General features: G+C 41.1%; 17 protein-coding genes. 5 read left to right on the top strand and 12 right to left on the bottom strand.

What is annotated here, in order from left to right; genetic code table 11:
* Positions 1-92: 92 nt before the first annotated feature.
* The 8 genes from ihfB to OCU78_RS08785 form a co-directional block, all read right to left on the bottom strand.
* The gene (gene ihfB / locus OCU78_RS08750; protein WP_137372949.1) at positions 93-377 is read right to left on the bottom strand and encodes an integration host factor subunit beta; all 285 of its coding nucleotides are present in this window, start codon (positions 375-377) and stop codon (positions 93-95) included.
* A gap of 99 nt (positions 378-476) precedes the next feature.
* Positions 477-2,147, bottom strand: a complete 1,671-nt coding sequence (rpsA, locus tag OCU78_RS08755) for a 30S ribosomal protein S1 (RefSeq protein ID WP_137372948.1) — start codon at positions 2,145-2,147, stop codon at positions 477-479.
* 106 nt (positions 2,148-2,253) lie between these two features.
* The gene (gene cmk / locus OCU78_RS08760) at positions 2,254-2,934 is read right to left on the bottom strand and encodes a (d)CMP kinase (protein WP_137372947.1); all 681 of its coding nucleotides are present in this window, start codon (positions 2,932-2,934) and stop codon (positions 2,254-2,256) included.
* A 259-nt stretch (positions 2,935-3,193) separates the two neighbouring features.
* Positions 3,194-3,940, bottom strand: a complete 747-nt coding sequence (kdsB, locus tag OCU78_RS08765) for a 3-deoxy-manno-octulosonate cytidylyltransferase (RefSeq protein ID WP_137372946.1) — start codon at positions 3,938-3,940, stop codon at positions 3,194-3,196.
* Positions 3,940-4,119: a Trm112 family protein gene (locus OCU78_RS08770; RefSeq protein ID WP_137372945.1), complete on the bottom strand. Its 180-nt coding sequence runs from the start codon at positions 4,117-4,119 to the stop codon at positions 3,940-3,942. Before OCU78_RS08770 ends, kdsB begins: the two co-directional genes overlap by 1 nt.
* Positions 4,100-5,107: a tetraacyldisaccharide 4'-kinase gene (gene lpxK, locus OCU78_RS08775; protein WP_137372944.1), complete on the bottom strand. Its 1,008-nt coding sequence runs from the start codon at positions 5,105-5,107 to the stop codon at positions 4,100-4,102. The genes OCU78_RS08770 and lpxK overlap by 20 nt, the downstream gene beginning before the upstream one ends.
* A 27-nt stretch (positions 5,108-5,134) precedes the next feature.
* A complete protein-coding gene (gene msbA, locus OCU78_RS08780; RefSeq protein WP_137372943.1) occupies positions 5,135-6,883 on the bottom strand; it encodes a lipid A ABC transporter ATP-binding protein/permease MsbA in 1,749 nt (582 codons plus the stop codon).
* Positions 6,884-6,914: 31 nt separating this feature from the next.
* Positions 6,915-9,176, bottom strand: a complete 2,262-nt coding sequence (locus OCU78_RS08785; RefSeq protein WP_240701723.1) for a DNA internalization-related competence protein ComEC/Rec2 — start codon at positions 9,174-9,176, stop codon at positions 6,915-6,917.
* Between the two features lie 17 nt (positions 9,177-9,193).
* On the opposite strand from OCU78_RS08785, the gene OCU78_RS08790 reads away from it, so the two are divergent.
* On the top strand, positions 9,194-9,703 hold the full coding sequence (locus tag OCU78_RS08790) for a DUF2062 domain-containing protein (protein WP_137372942.1): 510 nt from the start codon (positions 9,194-9,196) through the stop codon (positions 9,701-9,703).
* A 174-nt stretch (positions 9,704-9,877) separates the two neighbouring features.
* Here the strand turns inward: OCU78_RS08790 and lolE are convergent, their stop codons facing one another.
* Genes lolE through lolC form a run of 3 tightly spaced genes read right to left on the bottom strand, consistent with a single transcriptional unit; the run spans position 9,878 to position 13,016 of the window.
* On the bottom strand, positions 9,878-11,122 hold the full coding sequence (gene lolE, locus OCU78_RS08795; RefSeq protein WP_137372941.1) for a lipoprotein-releasing ABC transporter permease subunit LolE: 1,245 nt from the start codon (positions 11,120-11,122) through the stop codon (positions 9,878-9,880).
* Entirely contained in the window at positions 11,123-11,815 is a 693-nt protein-coding gene (gene lolD, locus OCU78_RS08800; RefSeq protein WP_137372940.1) for a lipoprotein-releasing ABC transporter ATP-binding protein LolD, read from the bottom strand.
* The gene (gene lolC, locus OCU78_RS08805; protein ID WP_137372939.1) at positions 11,808-13,016 is read right to left on the bottom strand and encodes a lipoprotein-releasing ABC transporter permease subunit LolC; all 1,209 of its coding nucleotides are present in this window, start codon (positions 13,014-13,016) and stop codon (positions 11,808-11,810) included. The genes lolD and lolC overlap by 8 nt, the downstream gene beginning before the upstream one ends.
* 206 nt (positions 13,017-13,222) lie before the next feature.
* Between lolC and OCU78_RS08810 the strand changes: the two genes are divergently transcribed.
* The 4 genes from OCU78_RS08810 (at position 13,223) to OCU78_RS08825 (ending at position 18,707) form a co-directional block, all read left to right on the top strand.
* Complete coding sequence (locus OCU78_RS08810) at positions 13,223-13,792, top strand: PilZ domain-containing protein (protein WP_137372938.1); 570 nt, start codon at positions 13,223-13,225, stop codon at positions 13,790-13,792.
* Between the two features lie 6 nt (positions 13,793-13,798).
* The gene (mfd, locus tag OCU78_RS08815) at positions 13,799-17,260 is read left to right on the top strand and encodes a transcription-repair coupling factor (protein WP_137372937.1); all 3,462 of its coding nucleotides are present in this window, start codon (positions 13,799-13,801) and stop codon (positions 17,258-17,260) included.
* A 64-nt stretch (positions 17,261-17,324) separates the two neighbouring features.
* Positions 17,325-18,092 (top strand): peptidoglycan binding protein CsiV, encoded by a 768-nt coding sequence (locus OCU78_RS08820; RefSeq protein WP_137372936.1) that lies wholly within the window; start codon positions 17,325-17,327, stop codon positions 18,090-18,092.
* Positions 18,093-18,170: 78 nt separating this feature from the next.
* Positions 18,171-18,707 (top strand): GNAT family N-acetyltransferase, encoded by a 537-nt coding sequence (locus tag OCU78_RS08825; protein ID WP_137372935.1) that lies wholly within the window; start codon positions 18,171-18,173, stop codon positions 18,705-18,707.
* A gap of 104 nt (positions 18,708-18,811) precedes the next feature.
* Here the strand turns inward: OCU78_RS08825 and OCU78_RS08830 are convergent, their stop codons facing one another.
* Positions 18,812-20,101 (bottom strand): NAD(P)/FAD-dependent oxidoreductase, encoded by a 1,290-nt coding sequence (locus tag OCU78_RS08830; protein ID WP_137372934.1) that lies wholly within the window; start codon positions 20,099-20,101, stop codon positions 18,812-18,814.
* Positions 20,102-20,450 lie beyond the last annotated feature (349 nt).

Below are 20,450 nucleotides of genomic sequence, written 5' to 3' on the forward strand. Positions count from 1 at the left end.
ACTATTCAGACCACGCATATTAGCAATATTATGGACATAAAAAAGCAGCATACCATTATAGTATGCCGCATTTTTAATTCCGATAAGTTGCACTACATTCCAGCGTTTACTCGCTCACGTAATTCTTTACCAGGCTTAAAGTGAGGAACATATTTACCTTCTAGTTCTACTTTATCACCTGTTTTAGGGTTTCTTCCTAATCGAGGTTCACGATAATGTAATGAGAAGCTTCCAAAGCCACGGATTTCAATTCGGTCACCGCTTTCAAGTGTTGTAGCCATGTGCTCTAAAATATCTTTTACAGCATCTTCAATTTCTTTAGCAGAAAGATGTGTTTGCTCAGCACACAATCTTTCAATCAATTCAGACTTAGTCATAGTTACCCTCGTTGGTTTTCTTTTTAGAAATTATAGACCTATCGGAAAAATAAGCAAAAAAAAGGAGCCTTTCGGCTCCTTTCTTAGCGAAAAACTAAATTATTCGCCTTTAGCAGCTTTGAATGCGTCTGCCATTGCGTTACCGAATGAGCCTTCGTCAGACTTGTTCAGTGTAGCCATTGCTTCTTGCTCATCAGCTTCATCTTTAGCTTTGATAGATAGGTTGATTACGCGGTTCTTACGGTCTACACCGGTGAACTTCGCTTCAACACTGTCACCAGCGCTTAGGATTAGAGATGCATCTTCGATACGGTCACGAGATACTTCAGAAGCACGGATGTAGCCTTCAACGCCTTCGATTAGCTCGATAGTAGCGCCTTTAGCGTCAACTGCAGTTACAGTACCGTTTACTAGAGTACCTTTCTTAGTATCAGCAACGTATGCGTTGAACGGGTCGTTTTCCATTTGCTTAACGCCAAGAGAAATACGCTCACGTTCTGCATCTACTGCTAGAACAACTGCAGAGATCTCGTCGCCTTTCTTGTATTCACGAACTGCATCTTCACCAGAAGCATTCCAAGAAATATCAGATAGGTGAACTAGACCGTCAATGCCGCCTTCAAGACCGATGAAGATACCAAAGTCAGTGATAGACTTGATCTTACCAGTAACTTTGTCGCCCTTAGCTTGCATTTCTGCAAATGACTGCCATGGGTTAGCTTTACACTGTTTCAGACCTAGAGAGATACGACGACGTTCTTCGTCGATATCAAGAACCATAACCTCAACTTCGTCGCCAACATTAACAACTTTAGAAGGGTGGATGTTCTTGTTAGTCCAATCCATTTCAGAAACGTGTACTAGACCTTCAACGCCTTCTTCGATTTCAACGAAGCAGCCGTAGTCAGTTAGGTTAGTAACACGACCAGAAAGTTTGTGACCTTCTGGGTAACGCTTAGCGATTGCTACCCATGGATCTTCGCCAAGTTGCTTAAGACCTAGAGAAACACGAGTGCGCTCACGATCGAACTTAAGAACTTTAACTAGGATTTCGTCACCAACGTTAACGATCTCTGATGGGTGCTTAACACGCTTCCAAGCCATATCTGTGATATGTAGAAGACCGTCAACACCGCCAAGATCAACGAATGCACCGTAGTCAGTAAGGTTCTTAACGATACCTTTAACTTCAGTACCTTCTTGTAGAGTTTCAAGAAGTTCGTCACGCTCAACACTGTTTTCAGATTCGATAACAGCACGACGAGAAACAACAACGTTGTTACGCTTCTGGTCTAGCTTGATTACTTTGAACTCTAGCTCTTTGTTTTCTAGGTGAGCAGTGTCACGGATAGGACGTACGTCTACTAGAGAACCAGGAAGGAAAGCACGGATACCGTTTAGTTCAACAGTGAAACCGCCTTTAACTTTACCGTTGATGATACCAACAACAGTTTCAGCTTCTTCACAAGCTTTCTCAAGAACGATCCAAGCTTCGTGACGCTTCGCTTTCTCACGAGAAAGTTGAGTTTCACCGAAACCATCTTCAACAGCGTCTAGAGCTACGTCTACTTCAGCACCAACTTCAACTTCAAGTTCGCCAGCAGCGTTCTTGAATTGTTCAGCAGGGATAGCAGATTCAGACTTAAGACCAGCATCAACAAGAACGTAACCGTTCTCGATAGCTACTACAGTACCTTTAACGATGCTGCCTTGTTGGAATTCTGTTTCGTTTAGAAACTCTTCAAAGAGTTGAGCAAAAGATTCAGTCATTATTTAATCTTCAATAATTAAACGTCCATGGGTATCCTACCGCATGGGGTTGATAAATTCGCCAGTCATCATCCTTGCGACCAACGTTCTTACTAGCCCGGTGAAATTACCCAGCCAGTTTCGATTCAATATAGTGTAGTGCTTTTTCTACTACTTGTTCGATATTCATCGAAGTAGAATCAAGCACAAGCGCATCCTCGGCAGGGCGTAATGGTGCCACTGGGCGATTACGATCTCTATCGTCTCGCTCTTGGATCTCGCTCAAAAGGTCGTCAAATCTAACATCTAACCCCTTCTGTTGCAACTGTTTAAGGCGGCGACTCGCACGCTCTTCTGCACTTGCATCTAAAAATATTTTGGCTTCAGCTTCAGGAAACACTACCGTTCCCATATCACGACCATCAGCAACTAAACCAGGTGCAGCACTAAATGCACGTTGACGACGAAGCAGTGCTTCACGAACGCGAGGTAAAGCTGCCACTTTTGAAGCTGCCATGCCGGTTTCTTCTTTGCGAAGCTCACCTGACACATCTTCACCTTCTAAAATAACCTTAACTAAGTCGCCTTCAGCAATAAACTGCACGTCTAAGTGTGTCGCAAGAGGAACTAAAACATCTTCTGATTCAGTATCAAGACCGTGATGAATTGCAGCTAAAGCCAGCACACGATAGATCGCGCCTGAGTCTAGAAGGTGAAAACCTAGCTTATCTGCTAGCAGCATACACAGGGTACCTTTACCTGCACCACTTGGTCCATCAACCGTAATCACTGGGCTTTGAGAAGGCATCTTTTACTCCACGTTTTGTCGTAAATTTTATTTTGTACTAGCGATTGGCCACTACTTTATAGGCGGCATATTATAAAGAAAAATTGAAAGTCGAGCGAGGTAAATCTCAGTTAATTCGTATGGAACAATGCACCAATGAATGCAATCAACTCAATTTTAATTACCTTCAGTCAACAAGATACGAATAAGCTTTCATTAGACAGAAAAAAGCCTCGCAATGTGCGAGGCTTAAAAACTAGTCACTATAATCCGAAACAATTTAACCAATAATTGCTCGAACGGCTTCGAGGTCTTCTGGTGTATCAACACCAGCGGCAGGCGCTTCTTGTGCTACATCAACATGAATTTTTTCGCCATACCAAAGTACACGCAACTGCTCTAAACACTCGATACGCTCTAAGATGCTCGGCTCCCAATTAATGTAGGTATTGATGAAGCCCGCTCGATAAGCGTAAATGCCTACATGACGTAATAATGGGGATGCAGCCGATGTACCATTATTAGCATAAGCATCACGATCCCATGGAATTGTTGCCCGACTGAAATATAAAGCGTATCCATCTTTGTCAGTCACGACTTTGACAGCATTTGGATTGAACACTTCATCAACATGAGAAATTTCAACACCTAATGTCGCCATCGGAGCAGAACTATTTGCAAGATTAGAAGCGACCTGATTAATAATCACTGGTGGAATTAAAGGCTCATCTCCTTGAACATTCACGATGATATGGTCATCCGGAATATTCATTAGTTCAATCACCTCAGCAAGCCGCTCAGTGCCAGACTCATGGTTAGGTGAAGTCATACATACCACTGCACCAAAAGCTTCAGCTGCTTTTTCAACACGGCTGTCATCGGTTGCAATGATCACTTTATCAGCACCCGACTTCATAGACTGCTCATAAACCCATTGGATCATTGGTTTTCCACCAATATCAGCTAATGGCTTTCCTGGTAGCCGACTTGATTGATATCTTGCAGGTATGACAACCGTATACGACATTACTTACCCTCTTCCATTGTCATGGTGCGAGCTTCATTTTCCAGCAGAACAGGAATGCCTTCTTTGATTGCATATGCCAAACGATCAACCTTACATATCAACTCTTGTTTATCTTTATCAAAAGTTAATTTACCCTTGCACACTGGGCAGGCAACAATTTCAAGTAGACGATGATCCATAGTATTCCATAACCTCATTAATTCTTTGCATAATTTTGTGTTGTGCGTCGATGCCAATATCAGCAGTAACTGGTAAGTACCACCAATTACTTTCAGCAAACTCTTCACATTTGACCGCATCTTTCTCTGTCATAATCACATTCTTGCCTTGTCTAGAAAAAGAATGCAGTTCATCTTTATTAAAACTCTTATGGTCAGCAAAACCTTTAGTATCAATCAAATCAGCACCTAAACTTTCCAACGTTTTGAAAAATCTAGGAGGGTGACCAATACCGGCAAACGCCACTAAAGCCTTTAAGTCACAGACTGTGCTTTTCTCACCAGTTTTTAGATTAATAGCTTCACTAGGTGCGAGAGACATCTTGATTTCATTATCACCAGGTTGCCCACCATTATTAATAATAAAATCGACATCATTTAATCGTGATATTGGTTCTCTTAAGGGACCCAAGGGTATCAAGCGTTCACTACCGAAACGTCTCATGCCATCAACTACCGCAAACTCAATGTCTCTTGCCAATGCATAATGCTGCAGGCCATCATCAGTAATTATTATGTCTACGCCCTGCTCTAATAAAGCTTTTACTGCATTTGCTCTTATTGGATCGACGGCAACTGGTACTCCGGTTCTTTTTCGGATTAACCTGGGTTCGTCTCCTGAGAACTCAGCGGGTGTTAAGTCATTCAAAACTAATGGGTAACTTGGTGCTTTCGCCCCATAACCACGGGAAACAACACCTGGTTTAAAGCCTTCCTTTAAAAGTGTTTCTACCAGCCATATAACAACGGGAGTTTTACCATTACCACCAGCAGTTATATTCCCAACCACAATCACAGGTAGTGGGGCTCTGTATACTGATTTGCTTCCGGATTGATATGCGTTCCGTCGTTTATTGCTGATAATTTGAAATATCAAGCTTAATGGCCACAATAGCGGCCACAGTACATATTTCAGAACGTGGTTATGGAACCAAATTTTCTCAATCAAACTATTACCTTAATAATCGGCAGACGACTACTCACCAAACTGAATTCGATGGAGTTGAGCATATGCGCCATCTTGAGCAAGAAGTTCAGCATGTGGTCCACGTTCAATGATCTTACCTTCGTCCACGACTAAGATTTCGTCTGCATCTTCAATTGTAGATAAGCGGTGAGCGATAACCAAAACGGTTTTATCTTTCTGTAACTCATCTAGAGCCAACTGAATCGCTCTTTCCGACTCAGTATCAAGAGCGGATGTTGCTTCATCAAGAATCAACACTGAAGCATCACGTAATAATGCTCTAGCAATCGCAATACGTTGTCTTTGACCACCAGACAGGCTTGATCCATTTTCACCTATAACTGTGTCTAGACCAAACTCCATCCCATCAATGAACTCTTTCGCATGAGCAAGTTTCGCAGCATGTTCTATCTGCTCACGTGTATATTTTTCTTCAGCAGCATACGCGATGTTATTAGCTACCGTGTCATTAAATAAATGAACATTCTGAGAAACTAAAGCGAAATGCTCCCTTAAATTTCTCAATTTGTAATCTCGAATATCATGGTTATCTAAGCTAATGACGCCCGAATCCACATCATAAAAGCGTGTAAACAAATTTGCGATGGTACTTTTCCCTGAACCTGAACGCCCGACCAAAGCTACTGTTTTACCCTTAGGAATAGTAAAACTCACATTATCTAGTGCTGGTTTCTCGCTTCCTTCATACGTAAAGGTTACGTTCTTAACCGCTACATCACCATTGGCGTGTTCAACATTTAGTTTGCCTTTATCAGATTCAATATCTAAATCCATCAAACCAAACAAGGTTTGACTAGCAGCCATACCACGTTGAAATTCAGAAGTAACGTTTGTTAACGCTTTCAGCGGACGCATCAAACCAAACATTGCCGAGAATACAACGGTAAAAGTACCAGGAGTTAATTCATTGCGAATTGAATCAACACTTGCTAGCACCAAGATTGTAACAATAGCGATAGAAGCAATCATTTGGATAATTGGGTTAGCAGCCGCCTGAGCCGTTACCAACTTCATATATTGCTGACGCATTTGATTACTTACATCATCAAAACGTTTCTTTTCAATATCCTGCCCGCCATAACTCAAAACAACCTTATGCCCTTTAAGCATTTGCTCTGCAGATGATGCGACTTTACCCATGGTGGTCTGCATGTTCTTAGAAATTTTTCTAAAACGCTTAGATACAACACTAATACCAAATGCAACGACCGGTGCTACAGCAAATAAAACAAGGGAAAGCTGCCAGCTATTCCAGAACATTAATACTATCAAGCCAATAATGCTTGCACCTTCACGTACAATGCTCACCAACGCTTTACTTGTGGCTGATGATACTTGCTCTGAGTCATATGTAATTCGAGACAACAATGCCCCGGTTTGCTCTTTATCGAAAAACGAAACCGGCATATGCATAAATTGGCTGAAAATTTTTCTCCGGATCTCCATGACAACATTGCCAGAAACCCAGCTCAAACAATAGGTGGAAACAAAGCCGCTGATACCGCGAATAAACATCATCACAAATATGATAATCGGCAAAGTACGTAAGAAATCTGATTCTGCATTACCAAAGCCTTCATCAAGTAGAGGCTTCAGTAAAGAAATCATATAAGTATCAGACACTGCATTAATTACAAGAGCAATGACAGCAACACCTAAACCCGATTTATAAAGGCGAATATAAGTCCATAATCGCTTAAAGGTAACCCATGTTGTTTCATCAGTTTCTGTTGACATAGAATCGCTTATTTTTCTTACAATAATCTATCTATTCTACTCCCTTACGAAGCATCTGCCTATACCAAGAGAAAGGGCTATCTCCTCGAATCGTATGAAATTTCCATTTACCCTCAACGATTTCGAATGATATTTGACCACTAGAGCCCGTATCTAACCAATGACTGCCTGACTGGGCATATCGGTCCATAACTCGGCTGTTTGGCATTCCCCATTGATTACCTTTTGCTAAAGAAGCAATAGCAAATTCCGGTTCAACAGATTGAATAAAAGTATTAATTGAAGAGGTAAAGCTACCGTGATGAGGAACTAGCATCACATCACTTTTAAGCAATGTTGGATTCCGTGATAATAACCACTCACTTAGAGCTTCAATATCACCAGTTAAAAGAAGAGACCGACCACTATCATGATCTTCTAAACGTACAACACAAGATTGGGGGTTATATGCTCGATTGACTAACTTAGGTGGCCAAAGAACTTTAAAACTCACTTGGTTCCATAGCCATGATTCACCTTGAATGCATGGTTTATGTAACTCTGTAGCCCTTTGACTAGTACGAATCCATTCAGGTGCAAAATTTTTAATTATTGCTTTATATCCCCCGGAGTGATCTGAATCGAAGTGGCTAATAATGACCCCTTCAACTTTTTCAACTCCCCGACTTTGAAGTATAGGAGTAACTACGGAATCAACAATACTTCCTCCTTCCCAAGCTTTTCCAGTATCGTAGACAATCACCTGCTTATTTTTCTCAATCAGAATGGCTAACCCATGCCCTACATCGAGAAAATCAATTTTCAGAGAATTCCTCTCATTCTCTCGAGTAAGTAACCCTAACAAACAAATACAACCAATAATAAAAACTGTACTCTTCGATAGATAACGGTAAAACATGAACAATATGAATATGATGATTGTCATCGTCGCAGCAAGTTCAATACTGCTATTAATCCAATATGAGTCAGAGTATGGAATTGATAGCTCTAAAATTGATAAAGATTTATCAACTAATCCCCAGAATAAAGTGGCATCAACATTTAAAAATATCGTAATGAAAATTGATAAGAAAAGTAAGGGAATAACAACTAACGTGAACCAGGGGATAAATAAAACATTATAAATGACAGTGGCTACACTGAAGCCTCCAAAAAACAGCATAGTCAGCGGCAGTACCATGAATGATAACATGCACTGAATCTTTAATAAGCTACCCCATCTATTAATTAAACCGGTTTTGTTTTTATCCATAGCAAAAAATTGAACAGAGTATAGAACGACTGAAACCGCACCAAAAGACATCCAAAAGCTACTTGATAATGTTGAGAATGGGTCAAAAATCAAAACGACACACAAGCTCAACAAAAGATATTGAACTATTCCAACCTTGACTCTAGAAAAAATTAAAAAGCTCGCAATACAACACATCACAAGAGCTCGCTGAGTCGGTAAAGTAAAGCCTGCAAACCAACTATAGAATATGGCTAAACTCAAACCAGTAATTAATGGCATCCAGACCGCATGAGGAAGAAACCACCTAAGCGATGTGCCAACCTTGTATCCAATGCCATAAGCAATGCCAATATGTAATCCTGAAATAGCGATCAAATGAAGCAAGCCGCTACTTTTTAATAACCCCCAAGTATCGTTGGAGATTAACTCTCTATAACCAAAACTTAGAGCCAATATTAGATCTTGGTTACTGAAATTCTCCGTGTAAAATTTTATCTCTTCGAACCAAACCGCTCTGATGCTTTGCGTTGAACGAATTCTATATGATGTACCTGCAATATAGTTTGCGTTCGCGACAATACCTTTGCTAAATAAGTAACGTTCTTTATCAAACCCAGCTTCGTTTAAAAGTCCGTAGATTGGCTTGATTAACACCGAAAGTGTAACCAAATCACCTTGATTTAACTTAAAAGGGGTGAAAAGTTGAACCTTAACAGCTTGCGGCTTGATTGTTTTTTCATCGTCGATTGATCTAACCACTAAAACGCTTTTATAACCGTGAGAATTTTTCTTAAAAAGGCTAGTAACAGACGCTTTTATGATAGTATTCTGACCTGATTGAAACAGCGCACTCGTCTGGGTTTTAATCAGGTTACCCTGATAAATAATAAGTAAAACAGCTAAAATGACTCCGCCCAGATAAGAGAACGCCCTATACTTAATTGATGCGTATAAAAAATAAAATATCGGCACTATCCAAACTATTGAAGGGATAATTGGCCAAAAACTCGCTGAAATTATTGTTAAAGCGAATGACATTAGAAAATAATTGTTAAACAAGAGAGTTACTTCCTACTATGCCAAGAAAGTTTATTAAACGATTTATGCCTGACCATGAGCTAATAAAGCGTCAGAAAGCATTAAGAGTTTTTGGCAACGTTTTATATAACCCCAATTTATGGTGTCTTAATCGTCGCTCTGCTGCTGGCGCATTTGCGGTTGGCTTATTTATGGCTTTTGTTCCCCTTCCCAGTCAGATGATCATGTCTGCTGGCCTGGCTGTAATGTGTGGTGTAAATTTACCTTTAGCGGTAGCGTTAGTGTGGATAAGTAATCCCGTTACTATGCCAGTCCTGTTTTATTTCGCGTATAAGGTCGGTGCATTTGTAATGCAGGTCCCTCCTCAGCCTTTTCATTTTCAGCTTGAGTGGGACTTCATCCTAGCTCAAATGACAACTATCGGCCCCCCATTCTTACTCGGTTGCCTCATATGTGGAATACTATCTGCTATGCTGGGCTATTTTGGCATTCGAGGACTATGGCGCTATTCAGTGGTAAGAAGCTGGCAGAAACGTAGAGCAAGATAAATGATTACTATTTGAACGTGTAGCTATCACTTTCAGATATTAGAGTAATAGACTTAAATAAGAGTATGGCAATGTAATACAAGCTCAATAAGTCCAATTTCCATCTCAAAACAAAAAAGGACCATATGCGGTCCTTTTTTATTAGTGAATATTTAATCCGTTTAGAAGCAGCGTTTATTTCGAACTTAACACTGACGCCGGATTCAACTTTGCAGCTCTTGAGGAAGGATACCAAGTCGCAAGCAGGCTTAAAACAATAGCAGTAACTGAAACTGTCGCAACATCAGTTAGATTAAGTTGCGAAGGTAAAAAATCGACAAAATAGATATCCCCAGATAAAAACTGGTGTCCGACAATAGATTCAATGAATTTAATTATGCTCGTAAGATTCAATGCAACCAGTACCCCAATAGCACTTCCTACGATACTGCCCAGCACTCCCGAAAACACACCTTGCCAAACAAAAATACGTTTAACTAGGCTATCTGTTGCTCCCATCGTTCTTAAAATAGCAATCTCAGCTGCGCGATCTTTCACTGCCATCATTAACGTAGACACAATGTTAAAACAGGCAACCCCAATTACAAGCACCATGACTAGGTACATAATGGTTCTTACAAGTTGAATATCGCGATATAGAAAGCCAAATTTTTGTTGCCAACTTCTTATGTAGACATAAACATCCAGCGTATTACCTAGTTCGCGAACAATGGCTGCAGCATTAAGTACCTCGGTAACCTTCAAGGAAACACCAGTGACACCTTGACCTATATTAGCGTACTGCTTTGCATCTTCTATCGGCACTAATGCCAGGCTATGATCAATCTGTCCACTTAACGAAAGTAAACCTGCGACTTTAACCCTAACACGCTTAGGTGCCTGAACTTTAGTTGAGTTGGTAACGGAAGGGATCATAAGTGTAAGATACTCCCCCACACTGACACCTAGTGTTTTAGCCACACCTGAACCCAAAATAATTTGCTGCTGGTTAGGAACAAAGTTGCTCCATGCATCTTGGTCAATAAAACGAGGTAAACTAGACACTTCGCTTTCTTGTTCAGGATCAATCCCACGAATTTCAATAGCTTTCAGTTCCGTCCCTTTTTCAGCTAATGCTGTAATACGAACATAGGGCGCAGCTGCAATAACCTTTTCATGTTGCTCAGCTTTATCTATCACTTCTTGCCAGCGAGTGATAGGGGCATTTACCCCTTCAAATTCTCCATGTGGAATAACTGATAAAACTCGAGATTCCAACTCTCTTTCAAAACCATTCATTGCAGACAAACCAATGATGATCACCGCAACCCCCACGGCGATCCCAATTGTCGAAGACAAAGAAATGAATGACACCATTTTATCGCGTTGTTTCGCACGGCTAAACCGGCTCCCAATTAGTAGGGATAAAGATGAAAACACTTACTTCACCTCGTTATTTACATTCACAAGCAAGCCGTCCTGCATGTGCAATTGACGATCCATTTTAGAAGCCAACTCACCATCGTGTGTTACCACTAAAAATGCGGTCCCAGACTCGCGATTAAGTTCTCGCATCAAATCATAAATAGAAAGTGCGGTGCTGTGATCAAGGTTACCCGTCGGTTCATCCGCTAGGACTAAAGCAGGTTTATTGACTAAGGCTCTGGCAATAGCCACACGCTGTCTTTCACCACCAGATAATTCAGACGGACGATGATCCACTCGGTGCGACAACCCAACCTTATCTAATAATTTTCGGGCTGCATCTTTCGCAACTTGAGGTTTTTCGCCCCCAATGAGTAGCGGCATTGCCACATTTTCTAATGCAGAAAAGTCCGCTAATAAATGATGGAATTGATACACAAAACCCAAGTGCTTATTTCGTAATTTGGCTTGTTTGTTTGAGCTTAAAGATGCTAAGTCTTGATCTAAGAAGCTCACACTTCCCGCAGATGCGTCATCTAACGCGCCTAAAATATGTAACAGCGTACTTTTACCAGAACCAGATGTACCAATGATAGAAACCAGCTCACCTCGATCAATAGAGAAACTCACACCTTTCAACACTTCCGTATCGAGTGAGCCTTCACGGTATGTTTTACGGATATCGTGACATTGCAAAAAATTACTCATAACGAAGGGCCTCTGCTGGTTTCACTGAAGATGCACGGTAAGAAGGAAAAATCGTAGCGATCAGGCTCAGTGCAATAGCCAAAATAACAACAATACAAATTTGAAGGGGGTCAATAAGGATAGGTAGTTGACCACCGAATGAGAACAAAGCCACGCCCATCGCTCCAAGTACACTATTTAAGTTTGAGGCTAGAACTACGCCTAACACTCCACCAGATACAGCTCCCACTACGCCACTGCTAGCACCTTGAACCATAAAGACACTCATGACCTGCCAGTTACTCACTCCTTGGGTTTTTAAAATTGCGACCTCTGATTGCTTCTCCATTACCACCATGATTAATGCAGAGATGATATTAAATGCCGCGACTCCAATAATCAGACCAAGCATCAAACCCATCATATTTTTTTCCATACGAACCGCTTGGAAAAGTTCACCGCGCTGTTCACGCCAATCTCTCCATAACCAACCGTCAGGCAATGTTTGATTGGATAGATCACTCACAACAAATGGGTCATCAAAGAATAAGCGCCACCCTGAGATGGTGCCTGTTTTAAAGCGCATTAATCGAGCTGAATCTTGAATATGCGTAACCATAAGCTGCCCGTCAATGTCTGAGCCCGTATTGAAAATACCGGCTACAGTAAAGTTACGCTGACTTGGAATACGACCTAAAGGTGTGTATTGGCTAGCGCTAGTCACCATAAGCCGCACTTTATCACCAATAGAAACTTTCAAGTCTCTTGCTAGAGTGTGTCCTAAAAAAACATGGTATTGACCTTGCTTTAATGATGAAAGACGACCAGCAATTAAATGATTTTGTAGTGGGTCATTGTCTGTAGGCTCAACACCAATTAGCAAGCCAGCCGAAAGTTGCGCTGAACTTTGAATAACAGCCTCACTTCGAACTATCGGTTCTACGCGACCATTCAAAGACATGTCACGAATAAAATCAGGTGCTTGTTCTTTTTGGAGAGTTTTACCACCATCTTCATAGATTACGGCTTGTGGTAACACACCCAAAATCCGTTCTTTTAACTGCGCTTCGAATCCATTCATTACAGATAAGACTGTAACCAAAGACAACACGCCAATTGTGATTCCGGCTGTCGAAATATAAGAGACAAAGCGGCTAAAGCGATCACCTGAACGGCCTTTGAGATAACGCAGACCTATGTATATAGAAATAGGATGAAACATACTTTGAACCATAGAAAAGAGATGCGAGTTAATGTAACGGGAATTGCCGTTACTGTGTAGGGGGTAATTGAAATTATTGAGTTAAATAAGTCAATTACTTAGCGATAAAGTAAGAATCAACTAACTATTTGTTACTTTCCAACCGCGAGCCTTGATTACTCCGTCTACATGACGATAATCAATATAACTATTCAAGGAACACGCACATGACAGAACAAGAGTATTTCACCGTTCACCATAGCCTTACCGCTAATATCGAGCCAATGGGAAGCGAGTTCGTTTTGCCCTCTCAAATACAATTCGAAGCAGAAATCCCCGCTCCCTTTGTAGTGGCTAGTGAATTCAGTCAGCTTGATCTGCTTGCGGATAATGCTCGAATTGAACTCAAGAACAGTGATCTCAAAAATGTCATCAGCCTACTTGATACTCAAAATTCAAAGTTAAACCTATTACTCAGTTTTATGCTTGCTCAGCAAGATGACGAACAATTTCGAACACATACTTATAGCTTTGGGGCGAGCTTGTTCTCTTGCTACGCAGACCAACCACTAGAAGCTGGACAAATTGTTAAAGCTAAACTGTTTTTAGAATATCCAGCAGCGGCTATCTATTGCTACGCACAAGTTCTTACCAGCCAAGAAAAAGACTCAGGATTTGAAGTCAATTTCAAGTACGCGCTTCTTAGGGATACAGACCAAGACCTACTTATTAAAGCCGCATTACACCAGCAGCAAAAACTTTTACGCCAGCGCTCTCTAGACCGAGATAACAAGTAATCACACATGAAAACAGCACCTATTTTCTCTTTACCAAAACCAACAGGTTCTGGTGACAAAAAACACATCGGTAATTTAATTGGTTCATCGCTTGCGCTTTCAATCGCTGAACTTGCCGAGCAGCACAATAGTCATACACTGCTTGCCGTTCCTGATCCTCAAATAGCGCTTAAGCTACAAAATGAGATAGAGCAGTTTACACAGCAAGAAGTTGCCTTATTTCCTGATTGGGAAACATTGCCATACGATAGCTTTTCTCCGCATCAAGAAATAATTTCAGATCGAATAGCACGCCTCTATTCATTACCTACTCTGAATAGCGGAATCACTATTGTTCCAATAAGCACACTTTTGCAACGCCAATCTCCACGTGATTACTTATTGCAGCACACCTTAATGGTAAAAACGGGTGACTTGTTTTCACTCGAAAAGCTAAGGTTGCAGCTAGAAAAGTCAGGATACCGCTATGTTGATCAAGTATTTGGTCCTGGTGAATACGCAAGCCGCGGGTCAATTCTTGATCTATTCCCTATGGGCAGCAGAGATCCATATCGAATTGATTTTTTTGATGACGAAGTCGATACCATTCGTACTTTTGATCCAGAAAATCAACGCTCCATAGAGGACGTTTCCGAAATACGACTCCTACCAGCTCACGAGTTTCCAACCTCTGAAACCGCAATTGAAGATTTTCGTATTCGCTGGCGCCAACAGTTTGAAGCAAGACGAGAGCCTGAATCGGTATATATGCAAGTATCCAAAGGAACTTGGCCATCAGGTATTGAATATTGGCAGCCTCTTTTCTTTGAGCACACCGAAACTCTTTTTGACTATGTAGCTGATGAAGCTCAGCTTCTTATTTTAGGTGACGTTGAAACAGCAGTTGATACATTTTTATCGGATGTAGAGCATAGGTATGAACAGCGTAAAGTGGACCCTTTGCGCCCTCTTCTATCCCCAGAGCAACTTTGGCTAAAAAAAGACGAATTATTCGTTCACTTCAAACAAAAGTCACAAGTTCTACTAAACCTAGACAGCATTGAAGAAAAGGCAGGAAGAGTAAACTTACCTATTTCTAACTTGCCTGATCTAAGTGTTCAGCACAAAAACAAAGAACCATTAGCCAACCTTAGAAAATTTACGGAGTCCTTTCAGGGAAGTATCGTATTTTCAGTTGAGTCAGAAGGTCGAAGAGAAGCGCTAGGTGAACTGCTACAAGGGATAAAGATTCGCCCTGCCGAAATGGATAGCCTGCAAAGTGCAACTCAATCTGGTAATAAGTTTTCGCTTGTTTTAGGTTCAGCTGAGCACGGCTTCATCTTTCAAGACCAAGACTTAGCCTTTATTTGTGAGAGTGATTTACTTGGTGACAGAGTAGTTCAGCGACGTAAAAAAGATAAAAAGAGTGTCAATAGTGATACGGTTATTCGTCACCTCGCAGAACTTAAACCAGGTCAGCCAGTCGTGCATATTGACCATGGTATTGGTCGCTATATTGGGCTTCAAACACTTGAAGCTGGTGGTTTAATCACAGAATACGTGACGCTTGAATACCAAAACGATGCAAAGTTATATGTTCCTGTTGCTTCGCTAAACCTAATTGGTCGCTACTCTGGAGGAGCTGAAGACTCGGCCCCACTACATAAGCTGGGTGGTGAAGCTTGGCAAAAAGCACGTAAGCGAGCGGCTGAAAAAGTCAGAGATGTGGCAGCAGAGTTACTTGATGTCTATGCAAAACGAGAACTAAAACCAGGCTACAAATTCGCACTCGATAGAGGGCAATATGCAACGTTTAAAGCAGGCTTTCCATTTGAAGAAACCGACGACCAATCCATGGCAATCAATGCGGTCATGTCGGATATGTGTCAAGCTAAAGCAATGGATCGCCTTGTTTGTGGTGATGTGGGCTTTGGTAAAACTGAAGTGGCAATGCGAGCAGCTTTTGTATGTACAGATAATAGTAAACAAGTCGCCGTGCTTGTTCCAACCACGTTACTAGCACAGCAGCATTTTGAAAACTTCCGAGACCGCTTTGCTAATCTCCCAATCCGAGTTGAAGTATTATCACGTTTCAAATCAGCAAAAGAACAGAAAGTCATTCTGCAAGATGTCGCTGAAGGTAAAGTTGATATTGTGGTCGGCACTCATAAATTACTTTCAAGCGACATTAAATTCAAAGACCTTGGGCTACTTGTTGTTGATGAAGAGCACAGGTTTGGTGTACGCCAAAAAGAAAAAGTCAAAGCAATGCGTGCTGATGTTGATATCCTCACACTGACAGCGACACCAATCCCAAGAACATTGAATATGGCAATGAGTGGCATGCGAGATCTATCGATCATCGCAACTCCACCAGCACGTCGCCTTGCAATAAAAACATTTGTGCGCCAGAGCGATGATGCGACTGTACGTGAAGCTGTATTGCGTGAAATTATGCGTGGTGGTCAAGTTTATTTCTTGCATAATCAAGTAGATACAATCGAAAAAACAGCTGAATCACTTCAAGCTTTGATTCCAGAAGCAAGAATTACCGTTGCTCATGGCCAAATGCGCGAGCGCGAGCTAGAGCGTATTATGAATGATTTTTACCACCAGAGGTTTAATGTGTTGGTCTGTACCACGATCATTGAAACGGGTATTGACGTTCCAACGGCTAACACGATTCTAATGGATCGAGCTGACAACTTAGGTTTAGCTCAGCTTCACCAACTACGTGGTCGTGTGGGCCGCTCACATCATCAAGCGTACGCTTACCTACTCACTCCTCACCCTAAAGCAATGACTAAAGATGCGGTTAAACGTCTCGATGCCATTGCTTCACTAGAAGATTTAGGCGCAGGTTTCACACTTGCTACGCACGATTTAGAAATTCGTGGTGCTGGTGAGCTATTGGGTGATGAACAAAGTGGTCAAATCCAGTCTGTCGGTTTTACGTTATACATGGAAATGTTGGAGCAGGCTGTTGAAGCTCTAAAAGAAGGAAAAGAACCATCTTTGGATGACCTGCTTAGAGAACAGACTGAAATTGAAATGCGCTTACCCGCTCTGCTACCTGACGACTACATTCCAGACATAAACACCCGTTTATCTACCTATAAGCGAATTGCCAGTGTTCATGATAGTGACGAATTAGCTGAGCTAAAGGTTGAGTTGATAGATCGATTCGGTACATTGCCAGATGCAACAAAGAATCTACTTTCAGTTTCAGAACTAAAACTTGCTGCTGCTGCAATTAAAACGAAAAAAATTGAAGCACATGATAAAGGGGGCTTTATAGAGTTCTATCCTGATGCTGACATTAACCCGACCTATCTGGTTAAACTATTGCAATCTCAGCCTCAAAAGTTTTCAATGGAAGGACCAACTAAGTTTAAGTTTACGGTACCATTAGTTGATAGACGCAAGCGCATACAGTTTGTAAGCGATTTACTTGGCGAATTCCGTCAGAATCTATTGCCTTCGGCTTAATCAATTTCGCCACAGTATAACAATATGAATCCAACAAAATGTGCAGTTGGAAGATGGAGTAAAAATGAAAAGACTGATCCCGCTACTACTCTTATTCGTTTCTTTGCCAAGTTTGGCACAAAGACAATTTGATATAGAAGTGATCATTTTCAAACGTGCAGTTGATGCCGAAAAGATTAATGAATCATGGCCAAATAAGCTTCCTGAAATATCAATGGCACGAGTTGGGTCATTTCAGGATGCCCAATACAGAGCTAAAAAAAGTGTTCAGATGCTGCCCCACTCTGAATATCACTTAAAAAATCAGAAAGAATCATTGCGTAAGCATGCTGGTTTTAATGTTCTTTTACATACAGCATGGCGACAAGGTGATGAAGGTAAAGGGTCTGCTCCTATCTTCAGAATACAAGCCGGAAGGGATTATTCGGCACAATTTAATGCTGATGGTTCTGAAAAATCTGCGTTGTCTGGTAGCAGTAATGATGCATCTTTTAAAGAAGAGACTATTGATAAGCCCCTATATGAATTAGACGGTAAACTTCAAATTTATGTACAGCATTACCTATACGCGGAAACAACTTTAGATTTAAAAGCACCCAGTGTAAGAGAGATTACTCTTCAGGACCAAACCATTGAATTAGATGCGCCTTTAAGCGGTGCTGACAGTACAGTTCAGGTCGGGAATTTAAAAGAAATATCCCCTACAGTTGAAGTAGAAGAGTTTTTGAAAAGCTATCGTATGGATCAAAAACGTCGTATGCGCAGCACAGAAACTCATTACTTAGATAACCCTCTTCTTGGTATGATCATCCAAGTAAGACGAGTGGAGTAGCACTTACTCATTAGATAAATCGCAATTTCAATTGCAACTATACGCCCTCTTCCGAGGGCGTATTATTAGGTAAAGAGCATGAGCCCAGACTATCGAATATCTTCAAACCGCGTAACCTTAAGAATTATAGAAGCATCTGATGCTCGTGAGTTTTCTGAACTTGTTCGCCAATCTAGTAGCTTATTTAAATGGATTGATTGGTGTACTCCTGACTATAGCGAAACAGAAGCTGAAAAGTTCATTCTAGCAACACGATTAAACTGGGTGAAAGCCGACGCTTTTGGCTTTGGTGTTTTCGATAATATCAGTGGCAATATACTAGGAATGGTAGCAATTAATGAGCTTTACCATACCTTCAACATGGCTAGTCTAGGTTATTGGATTGGAGACAAATACCAAAGCAAAGGCATAGCAACAGAGGCTCTTCAAGCTCTTATCAATTTTTGCTTCGAACAATTAAAGCTCACTCGTCTCGAGATTGTTTGTGACCCTGATAACTTACCTAGCCAAAGATTAATTGAACGCTGCGGTGCAGAAAAAGAAGCCATAGCCAGAAATCGATTTGTGTTTAATGGTAAGCCTAAAGATGGGGTTGTGTTTTCTATCATCCCCTAGAACTCAATTGAAAATTTCCACATAAAAAAAGAGCTCCTAAGAGCTCTTTTTTTATTACCTGCAACGATTTACTAGAGATATAACAAATCGTTCATCAAAGTTTATTAGTGAAGCTTCAAGTTTGGTCGTAACACACGGTTAATACGCCCAACTAGCATCATTAATGATGTTTTAATAATACCGTGTAGAGCCATTTGGTGCATTCTGTAAAGCGAGATGTATACGATTCGAGCAATACGCCCTTCTACCATCATCGACCCTTTAGTTAAGTTACCCATCAAGCTACCAACAGTAGAAAAACGGCTCAAAGATACTAATGAACCTTTATCTTTATATTCATAAGCTTTTGGCTCTCGCCCGTTTAACTTCGCAATGATATTACTGAATGCACAGCTTGCCATTTGGTGCGCGGCTTGCGCTCGTGGCGGAACGAATGATCCATCAGCTTGTGTACACTGTGCCAAATCACCAATAACAAAAATGTCGTCATCGCGAGTCGTTTGCAATGTATCTTTAACAACTAACTGATTAATACGGTTAGTTTCAAGACCTGCAATATCTTTAATGAAATCAGGAGCTTTAATACCAGCAGCCCAAACCATGATTTGTGCCGGGATTTTCTCGCCATCTTTGGTCGTTAGACCGTCTTTCTCAGCTTGTGTAACCATTGTTGTCGTGCGGACATTTACACCAAGCTTAGTTAATTCAGAATGGGCAGCACTCGAAATACGAGGAGGAAGAGCTGGAAGAATACGCTCGCCCGCTTCGACTAGGCTAACGTTCAGTTTGCTAGAGTCTAAGTCACCAAAGCCGTAAGTACGTAATTCTTTCACTGCATTGTGAAGCTCAGCTGAAAGCTCAACACCTGTAGCTCCAGCACCAACAATGGCAATATCAACGGTTCCTTGACCATTTTTCGCATGAAGCTTCAAGAACTCATTATTCATTTCAGTTCGGAAACGGTGTGCTTGTTCTGGGCTGTCTAAGAAAATGCAGTTATCGCGAACGCCTGGAGTATTAAAGTCATTCGAAGTAGAGCCAATCGCCATAACCAAAATATCGTATTCTAGTTCACGTACTGGCATTAAAAGCTCGCCGTTGTCATCTTTTAATTCGCTCAATACAATGACTTTACGTTCACGATCGATATCGCTCAGGCTACCCATTTGAAAATCAAACTGATGGTTTTTTGCGTGTGCACGATAGCTTAAAGCATCAACACCTTCATCGAGAGAGCCCGTTGCAACTTCATGTAACAAAGGCTTCCATAGATGGCTAGCTTTACGATCGACAAGAGTGATTTTTGCGCGGTTCTTACGCCCTAAGGTTCGACCTAGTTTTGTTGCTAGTTCTAAACCACCAGCACCACCGCCAACTACGATAATATTTGTCATAATGACAATCCTCTACAAAAATGAATAAATTAGTGTTCGGCTCGACGAATCCAACCGATAAATTCTTTCGCTGTTACTCAATGCAGTCAGTGCACATTCATTGAGTATTTAGAGGGGCTAGACCAAGGAGGCTGGCTCCAAGGTTCTGTTCACATAGATTTAAAGGTGCGCAACATGAGGGTTACTGCACATATTTTGGGTAAGTTTTTCACTTACTCTCAATTTTATTTGATAAATATCAACATATTTAGATATTAAACATTATATAGAGCAAAACAATGTCCGCAACTAAAATCCTTACCTTCAATGAGGTTTCGATTAAATTTAACTCAATATCAGTACGTGATGT

This window comes from Vibrio gallaecicus (assembly GCF_024347495.1).
Taxonomy (GTDB): domain Bacteria; phylum Pseudomonadota; class Gammaproteobacteria; order Enterobacterales; family Vibrionaceae; genus Vibrio; species Vibrio gallaecicus.